Here is a 15,659-nt window from a genome sequence, read left to right on the forward strand (position 1 = left end):
TGCCAGTATAACGGCAAGGCCGGGACCGACTTGAGACAGGCATCCCAAGCATAAGGCGAAACCGTGACCCCTCATCTCCAAGCCGTGGGCCTGGCCTGCGAGCGCGACTGGCGAATGCTCTTCGAAAACCTCGAGTTGCACCTGGGCGCAGGCGACATGCTGCAGATCAGCGGCCCCAACGGCAGTGGCAAGACCAGCCTGCTGCGCCTGATGGCCGGCCTCATGAGCCCGACGGCCGGGCAGATCCGCCTCGATGGCAAACCGCTGGCCGAGCAGCGCAACGAGCTGGCGCGCATCCTCTTGTGGATCGGCCATGCCGCCGGTATCAAGGACGTGCTCAGCCCCGAGGAAAACCTCGCCTGGCTCTGCGCCCTGCATCGCCCGGCAGCGCCTGCGGCAATCCGCGAGGCCCTGGACGCGGTCGGGCTGCGTGGCTTCGAAGACGTGCCTTGCCATACCCTGTCGGCCGGCCAGCAACGCCGCGTGGCCCTGGCCCGCCTGTACCTGGACAGCCCGCCGCTGTGGATTCTCGACGAACCCTTCACCGCCCTCGACAAGCAGGGCGTGGCCCAGCTTGAAGCGCACCTGGCCGCCCATTGCGAGCAGGGCGGCATGGTCGTGCTGACCACCCACCACACGCTGGAACGCAAACCGTCCGGTTACCGTGAACTGAACCTGGGGCAGTGGGCCGCATGAGTGTGTTTGTGCTGTTGTTGCGCCGTGAAGCGCGTCTGTTGTGCCGACGTCCCGCCGAACTTGCCAACCCGCTGGTGTTCTTCGCCATCGTCGTCGCCCTGTTCCCGTTGGCGGTCGGTCCTGAGACTCAATTGTTGCAAACCTTGTCTCCGGGACTGGTCTGGGTGGCAGCGCTTTTATCGGTTCTGCTCTCGCTGGACGGGCTTTTCCGCAGTGATTTCGAGGATGGCTCGCTCGAACAGTGGGTCCTTTCGTCGCACCCCCTGCCTCTTCTGGTGCTGGCGAAAGTGCTGGCACACTGGGCCTTTTCCGGCCTGGCACTGGTATTGTTGGCACCCTTGCTGGCACTGATGCTAGGTTTGCCTGCTGCTTGCCTGCCGGTACTGCTGGCATCGCTTTTGCTCGGTACCCCGGTACTGAGCCTGTTGGGCGCCGTGGGTGCGGCTCTGACAGTCGGTTTGAAACGTGGCGGCCTGCTGCTGGCGCTACTTATTTTGCCGTTATATATCCCGGTATTGATCCTGGGCAGTGGCGCCTTGCAGGCGGCATTGCAAGCTATGCCGGCGACCGGTTATCTGCTCTGGCTTGGCAGCCTGACCGCCCTGGCAGTAACTCTGGCACCCTTTGCAATAGCGGCTGGCCTGAAGATCAGCGTCGGCGAATAATGAGGTCTGGGCACTGCCCAGCAAAGACCCTGGATGTACCGTGATGAAAAGCAGCGCAATCAGCTGGACGTGGTTTCACAAACTGGGTTCACCCAAATGGTTCTATTCCATCAGCGGGCGGATGCTGCCGTGGCTGGCGATTGCCGCCCTGCTGCTGATCGGCGTCGGCATGGTCTGGGGCCTGGCCTTCGCGCCGCAGGACTACCAGCAAGGTAACAGCTTCCGGATCATCTACATCCACGTGCCGGCGGCGATGCTCGCCCAGTCCTGCTACGTGATGCTGGCGGTGGCCGGTGTGGTGGGCCTGGTCTGGAAGATGAAAATAGCCGACGTTGCCCTGCAGTGCGCGGCGCCCATCGGTGCCTGGATGACCGCCGTGGCGCTGGTTACCGGCGCCATCTGGGGCAAGCCGACCTGGGGCAGCTGGTGGGTCTGGGATGCGCGACTGACGTCGATGCTGATCCTGCTTTTCCTGTACTTCGGTCTCATTGCCCTGAGCCATGCAATCAGTAATCGTGAGAGCGCGGCCAAGGCCTGCGCGGTGCTGGCCATTGTCGGGGTGATCAACATTCCGATCATCAAGTATTCGGTGGAGTGGTGGAACACCCTGCACCAGGGCGCCACCTTCACCCTCACCGAAAAGCCGGCGATGCCCGCCGAAATGTGGCTGCCACTGCTGCTGTCGGTGTTGGGCTTCTACTGCTTCTTCGGCGCCGTGCTGTTGCTGCGCATGCGCCTTGAAGTGCTCAAGCGCGAGGCGCGCGCCAGCTGGGTCAGGGAGGAAGTAATGAACAGCCTGGGTCGGGAGATGGCGCGATGAGCTTTGCCTCCTTCAGTGATTTTCTCGCCATGGGCCATCACGGCCTGTACGTCTGGTCAGCCTACGGCATCTGCCTGCTGGTGCTGGCCTTCAACGTCGCCTCGCCGGTATTGGCCAAGCGTCGTTACCTGCAAGAACAGGCGCGCCGTCTGCGCCGGGAGAACAAACCGTGAATCCGCAGCGTAAAAAGCGTCTGTTCATCATCCTCGGTCTGCTGGCCGGCATCGGCGTCGCCGTGGGCCTGGCCCTGAGCGCCCTGCAGCAGAACATCAACCTGTTCTACACCCCGACCCAGATCGCCAACGGCGAAGCACCGCTGGACACCCGTATCCGCGCCGGCGGCATGGTCGAGAAAGGTTCGCTGCAACGCTCTGGCGACTCGCTGGACGTGCGCTTCGTGGTCACCGATTTCAACAAGTCGGTGCCGATTACCTACCGCGGCATCCTCCCGGACCTGTTCCGCGAAGGGCAGGGCATCGTCGCCCTGGGCAAGCTCAATGCCGAAGGCGTGGTGGTGGCCGATGAAGTGCTGGCCAAGCACGACGAGAAGTACATGCCGCCGGAAGTCACCAAGGCCCTCAAGGAAAGCGGCCAGGCCGCCGCCACCGATGCCGGAGCCAAGCCATGAATGCGGCACTGATCATTCCTGAACTGGGCCAGCTGGCGATGATCCTGGCGATCTGCTTCGCCTGCGTCCAGGCCAGCGTTCCGTTGCTTGGCGCCTGGCGTGGCGACAGCCTGTGGATGGGCCTGGCGCGCCCGGCGGCCTGGGGCCAGTTCGCCTTCCTGGCATTTGCCTTCGCCTGCCTGAGCCACGCCTTCATGACCGACAACTTTTCGGTCGCCTATGTTGCCAACAACTCCAACAGCGCCTTGCCCTGGTACTTCAAGTTCAGCGCCGTGTGGGGCGCCCACGAAGGCTCGCTGCTGCTCTGGGCGATGATCCTCGGCGGCTGGACCTTTGCCGTGTCGATCTTCTCCCGGCAATTGCCACAGGTGATGCTGGCGCGGGTGCTGGCCGTCATGGGCATGATCAGCGTCGGCTTCCTGTCGTTCCTGATCATCACCTCCAACCCGTTCAAGCGCCTGCTGCCGCAGGTACCGAGCGACGGCGCCGACCTCAACCCGCTGCTGCAGGACATCGGCCTGATCGTCCACCCGCCGATGCTGTACATGGGCTACGTGGGCTTTTCGGTGGCCTTTGCCTTCGCCATTGCCGCCTTGCTCGGCGGCCGTCTGGACGCCGCCTGGGCCCGCTGGTCGCGGCCGTGGACCATCGTTGCCTGGGCCTTCCTCGGTATCGGCATCACCCTCGGTTCCTGGTGGGCGTACTACGAACTGGGCTGGGGCGGCTGGTGGTTCTGGGACCCGGTCGAGAACGCCTCGTTCATGCCCTGGCTGGTCGGCACCGCGCTGATTCACTCGCTGGCGGTCACCGAGAAGCGCGGCGTGTTCAAAAGCTGGACGGTGCTGCTGGCCATCGCGGCCTTCTCCTTGAGCCTGCTGGGCACCTTCCTGGTCCGTTCCGGGGTATTGACCTCGGTGCATGCCTTTGCCTCGGACCCCGAGCGCGGCATCTTCATCCTGATCTTCCTGTTGTTCGTGGTCGGTGGTTCGCTGACCCTGTTCGCCCTGCGCGCACCGGTGGTCAAGAGCCAGGTCGGCTTTGCCCTGTGGTCGCGGGAAACCCTGCTGCTGGCCAACAACCTGGTGCTGGTGGTGGCGGCTTCGATGATCCTCCTGGGCACCCTGTACCCGTTGATCCTCGACGCCCTGACCGGGGCCAAGCTGTCGGTCGGCCCGCCGTACTTCGATGCGCTGTTCATCCCGTTGATGGCGCTGCTGATGGTGGTAATGGCGGTGGGCGTGATCGTGCGCTGGAAAGACACCCCGAGCAAATGGCTGCTGGGCATGCTCACCCCGGTGCTGATCGCCAGCGCCGTGCTGGCGCCGATCGGCGGCCTGCTGGTGGATGATTTCGACTGGCAGGTGCTGACCACCTTCGCCCTGGCCGCGTGGATCATCCTCGCCGGTGCCCGCGACATCCTCGACAAGACCCGCCACAAAGGCCTGTTCAAGGGCCTGCGGGGCTTGAACCGCAGCTACTGGGGCATGCATGTCGCGCACCTGGGGCTGGCGGTGTGTGCCCTGGGCGTGGTGCTGTCGAGCAACAACAGTGCCGAACGCGACCTGCGCCTGGCGCCGGGCGAGTCGGTGGAGCTGGCCGGTTACCAGTTCATCTTCGAAGGCGCCAAGCACTTCGAAGGGCCGAACTTCACGTCCGACAAGGGCACCGTACGGGTGATCGAGAACGGCCGCGAGATCAGCGTGCTGCACCCGGAAAAACGCCTGTATACCGTGCAGCAGTCGATGATGACCGAAGCCGGTATCGATGCCGGTTTCACCCGTGACCTCTATGTCGCTCTCGGCGAGCGGCTGGACAACGGCGCCTGGGCCGTGCGGGTGCACGTCAAGCCGTTCGTGCGCTGGATCTGGCTGGGCGGCCTGTTGACCGGCCTCGGTGGCCTGCTGGCGGCGCTCGACGGGCGTTATCGAGTCAAGGTGAAAACCCGTGTGCGTGAGGCACTGGGCATGTCTGGAGCAACTGCATGAAGCGTTGGATCATGGTGCTGCCGCTGGCGGTGTTTCTGCTGGTGGCGGTGTTTCTCTACCGCGGCTTGTTCCTCGACCCGAGCGAACTGCCGTCGGCGATGATCGGCAAGCCGTTCCCGGCCTTTGCCCTGCAATCGGTGGACGGCAAGCCGCTGACCGAAGCCGACCTGCTCGGCAAGCCGGCGCTGGTCAACGTCTGGGCCACCTGGTGCCCGTCGTGCAAGGTCGAGCATCCATACCTGAACAAGCTGGCCGAGCAGGGCGTGGTGATCCACGGGGTCAACTACAAGGATGACAACGCCGCCGCTCTCAAGTGGCTGGCCGAGTTCCACAACCCTTACCAGCTGGATATCCGCGACGAGCAGGGCAGCCTGGGCCTGGACCTTGGGGTGTACGGCGCGCCGGAAACCTTCCTGATCGACGCCAAGGGCATCATCCGCTACAAGCACGTCGGCGTGGTCGATGCCAGCGTCTGGCGCGAGCAACTGGCGCCGCAATACCAGAGCCTGGTCGATGAGGCCAAGCCATGAAGCGCTGGCTGGCAGCCGCTGTGCTCGGCCTGAGCCTGGCCGGGGTGACCCAGGCGGCGATCGACACCTATCAATTTGCCGATGAGGCCGAGCGCGCCCGTTATCACGAGCTGACCAAGGAACTGCGCTGCCCCAAGTGCCAGAACCAGGACATCGCCGACTCCAACGCGCCGATTGCCGCCGACCTGCGCCGGGAGATCTTCCGCATGCTCGGCGAAGGCAAAAGCAACCAGCAGATCGTCGACTTCATGGTTGATCGTTACGGCGACTTCGTCCGTTACAAGCCGGCCTTGAGTGCCCGCACCTGGTTGCTCTGGTTCGGCCCCGGCGTGTTGCTGCTGGGCGGCTTTACCGTGCTCGCGCTGATCGTGCGCAAGCGTCGTGGCCAGGCTGGCGCAGGTAACGCCGACCTTTCCCCCGAGGAGCGCGAGCGCCTCGCCAAATTGCTGGACAAAGAACACAACCATGACTGATTTCTGGCTTGCTGCAGGCCTGCTGTTGCTGGTAGCCCTGAGCTTTTTGCTGATCCCGGTGTTGCGCGGCCGTCGTGCGCAGCAGGAAGAAGACCGCACCGCCCTCAACGTTGCCCTGTATCAGGAGCGCGTCGCCGAGCTGGCTGCCCAGCAGGCCGCGGGTGTGCTCGATGCCGAGCAGTTCGGCAAGGGCCGCGACGAGGCCGCGCGCGAGCTGCTGGCCGACACCGAGGGCGCCGAACCGCAACGCCTGGGCCGCCTGGGCAAGCCCTTGCCGCTGCTGGCCGCGGTGCTGGTGCCGTTGATGGGCCTGGGCTTGTACCTGCACTTTGGCGCCAGCGAGCAGGTCGAGCTGACCCAGCAGTTTGCCAAGGCGCCGCAATCCATGGAAGAAATGACCCGTCGCCTGGAGCTGGCGGTAAAGGCCCAGCCGGATTCGGCTGAAGGCCTGTACTTCCTCGGTCGTGCCTACATGGCCCAGGAGCGTCCAGGTGACGCGGCCAAGGTTTTCGAACGTGCCGTGGCGGTTGCCGGACGTGAGCCGGAGCTGCTCGGGCAGTGGGCCCAGGCGTTGTACTTTGCCAACAACAAGCAGTGGAATGCCCAGACCCAGGCCCTGACCGACGAAGCGCTCAAGGCCGACCCGAACGAAGTCACCAGCCTCGGCTTGCTCGGCATCGCCGCCTTCGAGAGCGAGCACTATCAGCAAGCCATCGGCTACTGGAACCGCCTGCTGGCGCAATTGCCCGAGGGCGATGCGTCGCGGGCAGCGCTGCAGGGCGGGATCGAGCGCGCCAGCGAGAAGCTCAAGGCCGGCGAGGGCAAGGCCGCACCGGCGGTCGCCGAGCAGGCCACGGCACGCCTGAAGGTACGGGTGGAGCTGGCGGCGGCGCTCAAGGACAAGGTCAGGCCCGATGACACCGTGTTCATCTTCGCCCGCGCAAGTGCAGGCCCGCCGATGCCGCTGGCGGCCAAGCGGGTGACCGTGGCCCAGTTGCCGATCGAGGTCGAGCTGAGCGACAGCGACGCGATGATGCCGAACATGAAACTGTCGAGCTTCCCTGAAGTCCAACTGGTTGCGCGCATCTCTCGTGCTGGCCAGCCGACCCGTGGCGAATGGATCGGGCAGGGTGCTCCCCTGGCCAGCAGCACCACCACTGCGCAGCACCTGACCATCGACCGCCCGGACCAGTAAGAGATCGACTATGAACAGCATCGCCCGCCTGACCCTTCTATCCCTGGTTGTGGGCTTGAGTGCATGTACCGTTCATCAGCCCTCCGAACCCACCGCGCCGCCGATCGAGACCCTGCCGCCGGGCCCGAGCACCAAGCCTGCGCCCAAGCCGGGCGCGGTGCCGAGCAAGCCAGCCGTGACCCCGGTGCCCAAGCCGGTGCAGCGCACTTCACCGAGTTTTGCGCCACCGCCCGGTGGCGCCAGCCACTGGGACCCGCGCCTGGGCGTGTACGTGCTCGACGGCAAGCCCAACACTTTCTACCGCCAGCGCACCTACTACCGCTGGAACAACGGCTGGAGCTGGTCGACCAACCTCAACGGCCCGTGGCAGGAAACCGACAGCAGTGGCGTGCCGGGCGGCCTGGGCCGGGCTTTCGCCCAGTAGCCTGAAGTCCGCATAATGCCCCCTCGCGAATAGCCCGGGGGCATGGCATGACACAGACGGTATTGGTGCTGGTAGAAACGGTCGACGACTACCTGCCGCTCTTGGAGAACAATGGTTTTCGCCTGATTCGCGCGCAGACCCCGGCCTTGCGCGCCGAGGCCATTGCCCGCCATGGCGGGGAGATCGACGCGGTACTGACCCGTGGTCCGCTGGGCCTGTATGCCGACGAGATCGACGCCTTGCCGGCACTGAAGATCATCTGCGTGATCGGCGCCGGTTACGAGCAGGTCGACCTGACAGCGGCTGCTGCGCGCGGCATCACCGTGACCAATGGTGCCGGCGCCAATGCCACGGCGGTCGCTGACCATGCCATGGCCTTGCTGTTGGCGGTGGTGCGCGACATTCCCCGCGCTGATGCCGCGATTCGCCGTGGTGAGTGGAACCGGGTGATCAGTCCGTCGGTCAGCGGCAAGCGCCTGGGGATCCTCGGTTTGGGCGCAGTCGGCCTGGCGATTGCCAAGCGCGCGGCGCAGGGCTTCGAGATGCAGGTGAGTTACCACAACCGAAATCCGCGTACCGATGCCGCTTATCACTACTGCGACAGCCCCTTGGCATTGGCCCGCGCATCGGACTTTCTGATCGTCGCCACCCCGGGCGGCGCCCATACCCGCCAGTTGGTCGACAAACCGGTTCTTGAAGCCCTTGGCGCGGACGGCTTTCTGGTCAACATCGCCCGTGCCAGCGTGGTCAATACGGCCGATCTGGTCGAGGCCTTGGCGTCGGGGGTGATTGCTGGCGCGGCGCTGGATGTGTTTGATCAAGAGCCCGCAGTACCTGATGCCTTGAAGGCCTTGGGCAATGTGGTGCTGACCCCGCACGTCGCCGGTCAGTCGCCGCAGGCTGCGCGCGATACCGTGCAGTTGGTATTGAAGAACCTGCAGGCATTCTTTGCCGGCGCGCCGGTGTTGACCCCGGTCTGTGGATAACAGCTGCTAGACTTGCCGGCTACCTCTCCCAGCAAGGAGCCTTGACCATGTCCCTGGAAAAACACGGCAGCTGCCTGTGCGGCGCCGTCAAACTCAGCGTCAGCCTGGAGAAAGCCAGCGTCAACGCCTGCCATTGCAGCATGTGCCGGCAGTGGGGCGGAGGGCCGTTCCTGTCGGTGCATTGCGCTGAGCCGGTGCAGTTCACCCGCGGCCAGCCGGTGTTCCATGACTCATCCGACTGGGCCCAGCGCGGTTTCTGTGGCACCTGCGGCACGCACCTGTTGTACCGGCTGAAATCTGGCAATTTCGATGCGGTGTCGGTCGGTGTGCTGGAGGGCGATACCGACTGGATCTTCGATCTGCAGGTGTATGTCGACAAGAAACCGGGCTACTACTGTTTTGCCAACCGGACCGAGGAAATGACCGCCGCGCAGGTCGAGGCCATGTTCAGCTAAGCGCCAGTAACCATGCCTCGAACACTTGGGCCGCCGGCGAGCGCAGGGCCTGTTTGTCGTGCACCAGGTAGTCGGCTTGCCCGGTGTGCACGACAAACGCTGACACCTGGCGGATCGAGCCGGTGTCGATCCGCTCGCGGGCCATGAACTCCCAGCCCAGGCCTACGCCCATTCCCTGCATGACCGCATCGAACACCAGGTTGACCTGGTTGAACGTCACCGCATTTGCCGGCGCCTGGTAGCGCAGGCCCTGATGGGCGAACCAGTCCTGCCAGTCCAGGCAGTTCCAGGCCGAGGCATCCAGTTGAATCAACGGCAAGGCCTGCAACTCGCTCAGTGAATGCACGGCGGGCAGGGCCCGCTTGACGCTGGCAATGGGGTAGATGGTCTCGTCGAACAGCTTGCTGGCCTTGAGCGAGCTCCAGTGGCCATGGCCGTAGAGAATGCCGAAGTCGTAGTTGCCGATATCGCTCTCGCTGATTTCGTTGCTGGCGTGAATGTTCACCGTCAGCTCCGGGTGCTGCTCGTTGAAGCGCAGCAAGCGCGGGAACAACCAGTACTGGGCCACCGCGTGGGTGCAGATGACGCTGACGTTGCGGCTGCCGTGGCCGCTTTTCAGGCGCAGCACATTGGCCAGCAGGCTTTCGAGCATGGGCTCGACGATGGCGTTGAAGCCGTCGCCTGCCGGCGTCAGGGCAATGCCCCGGGCACGGCGTTCGAACAGCACCGCGCCCAGGTGCTCCTCCAGCACCTTGATCTGTTTGCTCACCGCGCTCTGGGTCAGGTACAGCTCGCTGGCGGCACGGGTAAAGCTGCCGGTACGCACCACGGCCTCGAAGGCGATCAGGGTGTCCAGTGGTGGCAGGTGACGGCTGAAGCGGCTCATGTGGCGATCCGGTCTGGGGAATGGCTGAATCATAAAGTCGATGCTTTCAGCGTTAAAGGTATTCCTCAGGGGAATGCCTGCATGCCGAATGATCTTTTGTCCAGACGTTATCCAGGCGGTAGCCTGCGCACTTCTTTGAACAGGAGCAGGCACGTGAAACGGGGTGTGGTCTATGCCGGTACAGCCGGTGCGATGTGGGGGCTGGTGCTGATGGTGCCGCAGCTGTTGCCGGAGTTCAGCCCGGTGCTACTCAGTTGCGCGCGCTTCGTGCTGTTCGGCCTGGTGACGCTGGTGTTGGCGATTCCCATGCGCAAAGCCCTGAAACGTCTGACCTTGAGCGACCTGTGGATGATCGGCCGCCTGGCCCTGATCGGCAACCTGCTGTATTTCATCTGCCTGGTGGCGGCGATCCAGCGGCTGGGCGTGGCGCCGGCGTCGTTGATCGTCGGCGTGCTGCCATTGACCATCACCCTGTATGGCCGCCACGACAGCGGCGGGGTGGCGCTGCGGCAATTGTTGCTGCCGCTGGGCCTGATCCTTGCCGGTATGCTCTGCATCAACCTGCAGACCTTTGCGCTGGAGCCCGGGGCGGTGGCCGACAAGCTTGCCGGTGTGCTCTATGCCCTGGGCGCGCTGGCCTGCTGGACCTGGTACGCGGTGCACAACAGCCGTTACCTCAAGCAGTGCGGGCATTTTGATAGCCATCAGTGGTCGGTGCTCAGCGGAGTGATGACCGGCGTGTTCAGCCTGGTACTGGTGGCGGTGCTGGCGCTGTGGCAGCCGGCCCCGTTGCAGGTCCAGGCGCCGCCTGAGCGTTGGGCGCTGTTCTGGCTGTACAGCCTGGGGTGCGCGGTGTTCGGCTCGTGGCTGGCGGCGGTGTTGTGGAATGCCGCGTCCAAGCGTATGCCGCTGACCCTGAGTGGCCAGTTGATCGTCTTCGAAACCCTGTTCGCCTTGCTCTACGCCTTCATCTGGCGCCAGAGCGGCCCGAGCCTGCTGGAGGGGGCGGCGATTGTCCTGGTGATCGGCGGCGTGTGCTGGTCGATGCGCCAGCATGAGCCGGGCAGGGCGCCAGCGACTGCCTGAGGCCCGTGTGGGAGCGGGTTTGCCCCGCGATGCCATGATGGTCATGGGCCTTGCAAAACCCCGCCAACCCTGCGAAAACGCTGGCCACCAAAGGCATATTCCGCTTCAACGAGGTCAAGCATGAGCAGCGAACTGCAAATCATCGATATCCAGCCAGGCAACGGCAAAGCCGTGGTCAAGGGCGCGCTGATCACTACCCATTACACCGGCTGGCTCGCCGACGGCAGCGAATTCGATTCTTCCCACAGCCGCGGCAAGCCGTTCCAGTGCGTGATCGGCACCGGCCGGGTGATCAAGGGCTGGGACCAGGGCCTGATGGGCATGCAGGTCGGCGGCAAGCGCAAGCTGCTGGTGCCGGCGCATCTGGGCTATGGCGAGCGCAGCGTAGGCGCGATCCCGCCCAATTCGGACCTGACCTTCGAGATCGAACTGCTCGAAGTCCTTACCCGCGACGATTGATACAGGAGCACCCTGCATGGATGCAGTCATTCAAGAGCAGCCTTCTGGCTGCGGTATTGCCGCCTGCGCCGCCCTGGCGCAGATCGATTATGCCCAGGCCCGGCAGTTGGCCAATTCACTCGGTATTCATGCCGAGGACCCGCAATTGTGGTCCGACGCCACCTACGTACGGCGCTTGCTGAGCCACCTGGGCATTACCGCCAATGCCGAGCAGACCCTGTTCAGCAACTGGCAGGCGCTGCCCAACCGGGCACTGCTGGCGATCAAATGGCGCTTGCACAACGGTCGGCCCTTCTGGCATTGGGTGGTGTTCGTGCGTGAGGCCGGTGAGTGTTACGTGCTGGACTCCAAGAAGGCCCTCAAGCACAACCGCCGGCAGGATTTCGGCCGGATGAAACCGAAGTGGTTCATCGCCATCGGCACCTGACAGCCGTCTTAATTCAGCAACATCACCACGCTACAGTGGCCTCAGGCTCAGGGCCGAGCCTTCAGGGATCGAACCAATCGGCATTCTTGCACTCTGAAGCATGCCCGATTCCATGGACGGAACATCAGACAGGGATCCCCCCGCGGCTTCGGCCGCGGGGTGGCACAGGCGGGTCAGCCTCAACCCTTTTGCTGTGAAGAGCCCTATGAAGTTGCCGTCCCTGTTCATGCGTCACCGTCACGCCGCGTTGTCCCTTGCTCTGCTTGCCGGTGTCGGCCTGCTGGCCGTCGAGGCGGTGGAAAGTCGCGCCGAACCTGTGGACGGTGTGCAGACCCTGGTGTTCCTGCGTCACGCCGAAAAACCCGGCGAAGGCCTGGGGCAGCTCAATTGCCAGGGCCTCAACCGTGCCCTGGACCTGGCCACGCTATTGCCAGAGAAATTCGGCAAGGCCGACTACGTGTTCGCCGCCAACCCGTCCCGGCAGGTTGAAGAGGGCAGCAAGGACGACGCCTACAGTTACATCCGCCCGCTGATGACCATCAGCCCCAGCGCCATCAAGCTCGGCCTGCCGGTCAATATCGACTTCGCTGCCAATGACACCGGCGAGCTGGCCGACGAGCTGCTGCAGGACAAATACCGCAACGCCACCGTCTACACCGCCTGGTCTCACGGCTACCTGCCGGAACTGATCAACAGCGTGGCCGGCAAGGCGCTGGGGGAGAAACGGGTGATCACCGAGGACTGGGACGGCGGCGATTTCGACTCGATGTATGTGCTGACCCTGACCTGGCACGACGGCAAGGCCAGCCTGCTCAGCCGCAACTACAAGCAGGGCCTGAACAACGGCGAGCACACCTGTCCGAGCTGATCCTCAGTTCAGTGCTTCGAACTGCCCCTTGGCTTCGCGCCACTCAAATACCTTGCCCAGGCAATAGCTGCTGGCTTCCAGCAACACCTGGGTGCTGCCGCCCTCGAGCCGCACCTTGAGGGTGTCAATGCCCTGACTGTGGCAGTCGGGCAGATCGACCTCGAGGGTTTGCACGCGCTTGCCGCTGGCCTTTTCCATGACCTCGATGGTTTTCACCCGGTCATGGTCATCGGCCAGCGGGATCTGGAAATAGAAGCGCTCGGTGGACGCCGCCTGGGGTAATGACGGGGTGCCGGCAGGCCAGACTTGCTGATGACCGAAGTCAGCCACCAGGCGCAACTCCAGGGGCAACTGCCTGGCATTGGCGTAGGCTGTCCAGGTGCCGAGCATGGGCTCTCTGGCGGCGTTGCCATCGGGGTTGTAGAACCTCAGTCGAGCGGTGGGCAAGCCGCCGCTGTCCAGTTCATCCATGAACAACTGGCGGCTGTAGTTCACCGAGCGCTTGAGGCGGATCGGCGTGCGATAGCGATCGTAAAAGTAGAAGCCGTGCTTGTAGTCGTTGGTTTTCTCGATCACCAGGGTGATCGCTTGCTTGCCCAAGGTGCCGTGGTACACCGACTGGTAGGCCTGGGCGCCAAGGCTCAGGCCGAGCAGCCCGACGGCCAGCAGGCACTTGCGTAGTGTGCTCATCGGTTGCGCTCCATGGCTTGCTGCTCAGTCTTGAGCGCGTAGCGATCGCTGGCCGGTTGATAGACGTAGTACTGCACGGCCTTGCCGGCAGCGCCACCGCTGGCCAGTTGGCCCACCGGGGTGGCCTTGAAGTCAATCACGCCATCGCCGTTGAAGTCGGCAAAGCTCAGGCTGGCACTGCCTTGAAAGAACAACGCCAGGTTGTCGATGACCTGCACGGTCTGGCCGCTGGTGCGATCAATGATACTGATGCTATCGACAGTGCCGACGTACTCGCCTGCGCCCTTGTGCGCGTGCACGCGAAATAGCCGGCGCCCGTCCAATGGCAGTTGCAGCAATTGGCCCTGCCAGGACGAATCCTGGCGGTCGCTGAAACGCGTAACACGTTTGAGCTGCAGGGTTTGCCGTTCGCGGGTGCGCAGGTTCACCCGGGCACCGCGCAGCTCGCGGTCGTGGGTAAAGACGAAAGGCTGAATCAGCAGTGCGCAGGAGGGCAGGTCAGGGTTGTTCAGGATGTTGATCAGCAGCGGCAAGCGATGGTCGTAGGGCGTGCGCTCAAGCGGGATCAGCCATTGGCGCTGCGGTTCCAGCCAGTAACCCTCGATGGTCTTGTGCTGGGCGTCGTAGGTCAGGGCGACTTCGATTTCGGTGTCGCCCTGGGTGCCCTGATAGACGTGCACGGGCGGCACAGCCAGGACGGCGGCGCTGCTCAGCAGCGTGGCAACGGTAATGAACAGGCGAACCATGCTGCGATCCTTGCAAGGGTAGGGGCGCAAGGATGGGCTGCTTGCCAGCGCTTTTCAAGGCATGGCTAGCGGCTGACCCGGGCGATCTGTTCATGGGCCCGCTCGCTGAATAGCCGCAACAGGTCGTCGAGGGTATGCGGCTGGCTCTCGTTGGCACGGGTCAAGGCATACAGGGTAATGGGCAGGGCGGGATTCAACGGCCGCACCAGCGTTTGCGCCGAGCCCTGGGCGGTAAACGGATCGATCAACGCCAGCCCTGCACCGGCTTCGACCATGGCCCGGGCCAGGGAATAGGTCTGTACGCGGATGCTGATTCGCGGTGCCGGCTCCAGGCTCTTCAGGTAATGGCCGACCTGGGCGGCCAGCGGGTCGCTGCTGCTCAGGCCGATCAACGGCGCATCGGCCAGGGCTTCAACCGCCAGCGGTACGCCCTGGCGGTCTTCGCGCCAATAGCCCTTCGGCGCCAGTGCCACCAGCATGCCATGGGCCAGGGGCTGCACATTCAAGCCGGGATGTTCGGGATGGCGCAAGGTCAGGGCGACGTCGATCTCGCGCATCAGCAACTGCTGCACCAGCTCGCGGCTGTGCAAGCTCGACAGTTCGCACTCGGACTGTGGATGGCGCTCGGCCCACTGGCTGATCACCGGGGGGAACAGCGACAGGGCCAAGGCCGGCGTTGCCCCGATACGCAGGGTCATGCCCGGTTGTCGGCGCAGGCTGGCGGCCAGGCGGCGAACGCCCTCAACGCTGTCGCTGACCTTGTCGACCTCACGTTCCAGCGCCAGGGCCTCCGGGGTGATCTGCAACTTGCCGCGCACGCGCAAAAACAGCGGGAAGCCCAGCTGCGCTTCGGCGTGCTGGAGAATCTTCGACACCGCAGGCTGCGTCACGTGCAGCAACTGCGCGGCGCCGCTGATGGAGCCGGTCTGGCGGATGGCCTGGAACACTTCGATATGACGCAAGCGCATGGGGCGGCCCATAACCTTTGTTTATGCTTTACCCATTTTTATTCATTATCGCCAGGCTGTCACCGGGCCTAGTCTGAAGGCCTTCGGATTGGCGGATGAAAGCACATGGCACAGCGGGTAACGGTGATCGGCGGCGGCGTCATTGGTCTGGCAACGGCCTACGCCCTGGTGCGTGACGGCTTTGCCGTCGACCTGATCGAGGCACGTGACAGCCTTGCCAGCGGCGCCAGCTTTGCCAACGGCGGGCAGTTGTCTTATCGCTATGTTGCACCCCTGGCCGATGCCGGGGTGCCGTTGCAAGCGCTGGGCTGGCTGCTGCGCCGCGACTCGCCACTGAAACTGCGCCCGCGTCTGGACCTGGCGCAATGGCGCTGGATGGGGGCCTTCATGGCCGCATGCCGCAGTTCGGTCAATCGTGCCAATGCCGCACACTTGCTGCGCCTGGCCCTGCACAGTCAGAGCACGTTGATGCAATGGCGCGAGGAAGACGCACTGGATGGGTTCGCCTGGCGGCGTAACGGCAAGTTGGTGACCTTTCGTAACCGCGCAAGCTTCGCGCATGCCCGCCAGCACCTGCTCGACCCGCAAGGCCAGCGCGTGCTTGATGGGCAAGAGATCGGCGCGCTGGAGCCGGCCTTGGCCAATGCCCCTTTCATCGGCGGGGGGGTTTTC

General features: G+C 64.2%; 21 protein-coding genes. 17 read left to right on the forward strand and 4 right to left on the reverse strand.

Annotated features, from left to right (window positions below; translation table 11 throughout):
• The first annotated feature begins 63 nt into the window (after positions 1-63).
• Genes ccmA through UW3_RS0120175 form a run of 12 tightly spaced genes read left to right on the forward strand, consistent with a single transcriptional unit; the run spans position 64 to position 8,857 of the window.
• Positions 64-696 (forward strand): cytochrome c biogenesis heme-transporting ATPase CcmA, encoded by a 633-nt coding sequence (ccmA, locus tag UW3_RS0120120; protein ID WP_010225047.1) that lies wholly within the window; start codon positions 64-66, stop codon positions 694-696.
• Positions 693-1,361, forward strand: coding sequence for a heme exporter protein CcmB (gene ccmB, locus UW3_RS0120125; protein WP_026001415.1), 669 nt, complete (start codon positions 693-695; stop codon positions 1,359-1,361). Before ccmA ends, ccmB begins: the two co-directional genes overlap by 4 nt.
• 43 nt (positions 1,362-1,404) lie before the next feature.
• Positions 1,405-2,181, forward strand: coding sequence for a heme ABC transporter permease (locus UW3_RS0120130; RefSeq protein ID WP_010225049.1), 777 nt, complete (start codon positions 1,405-1,407; stop codon positions 2,179-2,181).
• Positions 2,178-2,354, forward strand: coding sequence for a heme exporter protein CcmD (ccmD, locus tag UW3_RS0120135; protein WP_010225050.1), 177 nt, complete (start codon positions 2,178-2,180; stop codon positions 2,352-2,354). Before UW3_RS0120130 ends, ccmD begins: the two co-directional genes overlap by 4 nt.
• On the forward strand, positions 2,351-2,809 hold the full coding sequence (ccmE, locus tag UW3_RS0120140; protein ID WP_010225051.1) for a cytochrome c maturation protein CcmE: 459 nt from the start codon (positions 2,351-2,353) through the stop codon (positions 2,807-2,809). Before ccmD ends, ccmE begins: the two co-directional genes overlap by 4 nt.
• 11 nt (positions 2,810-2,820) lie before the next feature.
• On the forward strand, positions 2,821-4,794 hold the full coding sequence (locus tag UW3_RS0120145) for a heme lyase CcmF/NrfE family subunit (RefSeq protein WP_174242323.1): 1,974 nt from the start codon (positions 2,821-2,823) through the stop codon (positions 4,792-4,794).
• Positions 4,791-5,324, forward strand: a complete 534-nt coding sequence (locus UW3_RS0120150; RefSeq protein WP_010225053.1) for a DsbE family thiol:disulfide interchange protein — start codon at positions 4,791-4,793, stop codon at positions 5,322-5,324. Before UW3_RS0120145 ends, UW3_RS0120150 begins: the two co-directional genes overlap by 4 nt.
• Positions 5,321-5,797 (forward strand): cytochrome c-type biogenesis protein, encoded by a 477-nt coding sequence (locus tag UW3_RS0120155; protein WP_010225054.1) that lies wholly within the window; start codon positions 5,321-5,323, stop codon positions 5,795-5,797. The genes UW3_RS0120150 and UW3_RS0120155 overlap by 4 nt, the downstream gene beginning before the upstream one ends.
• Positions 5,790-6,992, forward strand: a complete 1,203-nt coding sequence (ccmI, locus tag UW3_RS0120160) for a c-type cytochrome biogenesis protein CcmI (RefSeq protein ID WP_010225055.1) — start codon at positions 5,790-5,792, stop codon at positions 6,990-6,992. Before UW3_RS0120155 ends, ccmI begins: the two co-directional genes overlap by 8 nt.
• A gap of 10 nt (positions 6,993-7,002) precedes the next feature.
• Complete coding sequence (locus tag UW3_RS0120165) at positions 7,003-7,416, forward strand: hypothetical protein (protein WP_010225056.1); 414 nt, start codon at positions 7,003-7,005, stop codon at positions 7,414-7,416.
• 47 nt (positions 7,417-7,463) lie between these two features.
• Positions 7,464-8,402, forward strand: coding sequence for a 2-hydroxyacid dehydrogenase (locus UW3_RS0120170; RefSeq protein WP_010225057.1), 939 nt, complete (start codon positions 7,464-7,466; stop codon positions 8,400-8,402).
• A 47-nt stretch (positions 8,403-8,449) separates the two neighbouring features.
• On the forward strand, positions 8,450-8,857 hold the full coding sequence (locus tag UW3_RS0120175; RefSeq protein ID WP_010225058.1) for a GFA family protein: 408 nt from the start codon (positions 8,450-8,452) through the stop codon (positions 8,855-8,857).
• Here the strand turns inward: UW3_RS0120175 and UW3_RS0120180 are convergent.
• Positions 8,850-9,743 (reverse strand): LysR substrate-binding domain-containing protein, encoded by an 894-nt coding sequence (locus tag UW3_RS0120180; protein ID WP_010225059.1) that lies wholly within the window; start codon positions 9,741-9,743, stop codon positions 8,850-8,852. The two genes, UW3_RS0120175 and UW3_RS0120180, sit on opposite strands and share 8 nt — an antisense overlap.
• Before the next feature lie 153 nt (positions 9,744-9,896).
• On the opposite strand from UW3_RS0120180, the gene UW3_RS0120185 reads away from it, so the two are divergent.
• From UW3_RS0120185 to UW3_RS0120200, 4 genes are all read left to right on the forward strand, one after another.
• Positions 9,897-10,829: a DMT family transporter gene (locus UW3_RS0120185; protein WP_010225060.1), complete on the forward strand. Its 933-nt coding sequence runs from the start codon at positions 9,897-9,899 to the stop codon at positions 10,827-10,829.
• Positions 10,830-10,949: 120 nt separating this feature from the next.
• Positions 10,950-11,288, forward strand: coding sequence for an FKBP-type peptidyl-prolyl cis-trans isomerase (locus UW3_RS0120190; protein WP_010225062.1), 339 nt, complete (start codon positions 10,950-10,952; stop codon positions 11,286-11,288).
• Between the two features lie 16 nt (positions 11,289-11,304).
• Positions 11,305-11,715 (forward strand): hypothetical protein, encoded by a 411-nt coding sequence (locus UW3_RS0120195; protein ID WP_010225064.1) that lies wholly within the window; start codon positions 11,305-11,307, stop codon positions 11,713-11,715.
• 205 nt (positions 11,716-11,920) lie between these two features.
• Positions 11,921-12,583: a hypothetical protein gene (locus UW3_RS0120200; protein ID WP_010225066.1), complete on the forward strand. Its 663-nt coding sequence runs from the start codon at positions 11,921-11,923 to the stop codon at positions 12,581-12,583.
• Positions 12,584-12,586: 3 nt separating this feature from the next.
• On the opposite strand, the gene UW3_RS0120205 is transcribed toward UW3_RS0120200, so the two are convergent.
• The 3 genes from UW3_RS0120205 to UW3_RS0120215 form a co-directional block, all read right to left on the reverse strand.
• Entirely contained in the window at positions 12,587-13,273 is a 687-nt protein-coding gene (locus UW3_RS0120205; RefSeq protein WP_010225069.1) for a hypothetical protein, read from the reverse strand.
• Positions 13,270-14,019 (reverse strand): hypothetical protein, encoded by a 750-nt coding sequence (locus UW3_RS27370; protein WP_010225071.1) that lies wholly within the window; start codon positions 14,017-14,019, stop codon positions 13,270-13,272. Before UW3_RS27370 ends, UW3_RS0120205 begins: the two co-directional genes overlap by 4 nt.
• 65 nt (positions 14,020-14,084) lie before the next feature.
• Positions 14,085-14,987 (reverse strand): LysR family transcriptional regulator, encoded by a 903-nt coding sequence (locus UW3_RS0120215; RefSeq protein ID WP_026001418.1) that lies wholly within the window; start codon positions 14,985-14,987, stop codon positions 14,085-14,087.
• A gap of 105 nt (positions 14,988-15,092) precedes the next feature.
• Between UW3_RS0120215 and UW3_RS29795 the strand changes: the two genes are divergently transcribed.
• Positions 15,093-15,659 (forward strand): FAD-dependent oxidoreductase (locus UW3_RS29795; protein ID WP_010225075.1); only part of this gene is annotated, 567 nt, incomplete at its 3' end.

Source organism: Pseudomonas donghuensis, from assembly GCF_000259195.1.
GTDB classification, from domain to species: domain Bacteria; phylum Pseudomonadota; class Gammaproteobacteria; order Pseudomonadales; family Pseudomonadaceae; genus Aquipseudomonas; species Aquipseudomonas donghuensis.

Bases quoted from the DNA above. Each gene is read 5' to 3' on its own strand.
- ccmB (WP_026001415.1), top strand. From the start codon at position 693: ATGAGTGTGTTTGTGCTGTTGTTGCGCCGTGAAGCGCGTCTGTTGTGC.
- UW3_RS0120130 (WP_010225049.1), top strand. From the start codon at position 1,405: ATGAAAAGCAGCGCAATCAGCTGGACGTGGTTTCACAAACTGGGTTCA.
- ccmD (WP_010225050.1), top strand. From the start codon at position 2,178: ATGAGCTTTGCCTCCTTCAGTGATTTTCTCGCCATGGGCCATCACGGC.
- UW3_RS0120150 (WP_010225053.1), top strand. From the start codon at position 4,791: ATGAAGCGTTGGATCATGGTGCTGCCGCTGGCGGTGTTTCTGCTGGTG.
- UW3_RS0120155 (WP_010225054.1), top strand. From the start codon at position 5,321: ATGAAGCGCTGGCTGGCAGCCGCTGTGCTCGGCCTGAGCCTGGCCGGG.
- ccmI (WP_010225055.1), top strand. From the start codon at position 5,790: ATGACTGATTTCTGGCTTGCTGCAGGCCTGCTGTTGCTGGTAGCCCTG.
- UW3_RS0120165 (WP_010225056.1), top strand. From the start codon at position 7,003: ATGAACAGCATCGCCCGCCTGACCCTTCTATCCCTGGTTGTGGGCTTG.
- UW3_RS0120170 (WP_010225057.1), top strand. From the start codon at position 7,464: ATGACACAGACGGTATTGGTGCTGGTAGAAACGGTCGACGACTACCTG.
- UW3_RS0120175 (WP_010225058.1), top strand. From the start codon at position 8,450: ATGTCCCTGGAAAAACACGGCAGCTGCCTGTGCGGCGCCGTCAAACTC.
- UW3_RS0120180 (WP_010225059.1), bottom strand. From the start codon at position 9,743: ATGAGCCGCTTCAGCCGTCACCTGCCACCACTGGACACCCTGATCGCC.
- UW3_RS0120190 (WP_010225062.1), top strand. From the start codon at position 10,950: ATGAGCAGCGAACTGCAAATCATCGATATCCAGCCAGGCAACGGCAAA.
- UW3_RS0120195 (WP_010225064.1), top strand. From the start codon at position 11,305: ATGGATGCAGTCATTCAAGAGCAGCCTTCTGGCTGCGGTATTGCCGCC.
- UW3_RS0120200 (WP_010225066.1), top strand. From the start codon at position 11,921: ATGAAGTTGCCGTCCCTGTTCATGCGTCACCGTCACGCCGCGTTGTCC.
- UW3_RS0120205 (WP_010225069.1), bottom strand. From the start codon at position 13,273: ATGAGCACACTACGCAAGTGCCTGCTGGCCGTCGGGCTGCTCGGCCTG.
- UW3_RS27370 (WP_010225071.1), bottom strand. From the start codon at position 14,019: ATGGTTCGCCTGTTCATTACCGTTGCCACGCTGCTGAGCAGCGCCGCC.
- UW3_RS0120215 (WP_026001418.1), bottom strand. From the start codon at position 14,987: ATGCGCTTGCGTCATATCGAAGTGTTCCAGGCCATCCGCCAGACCGGC.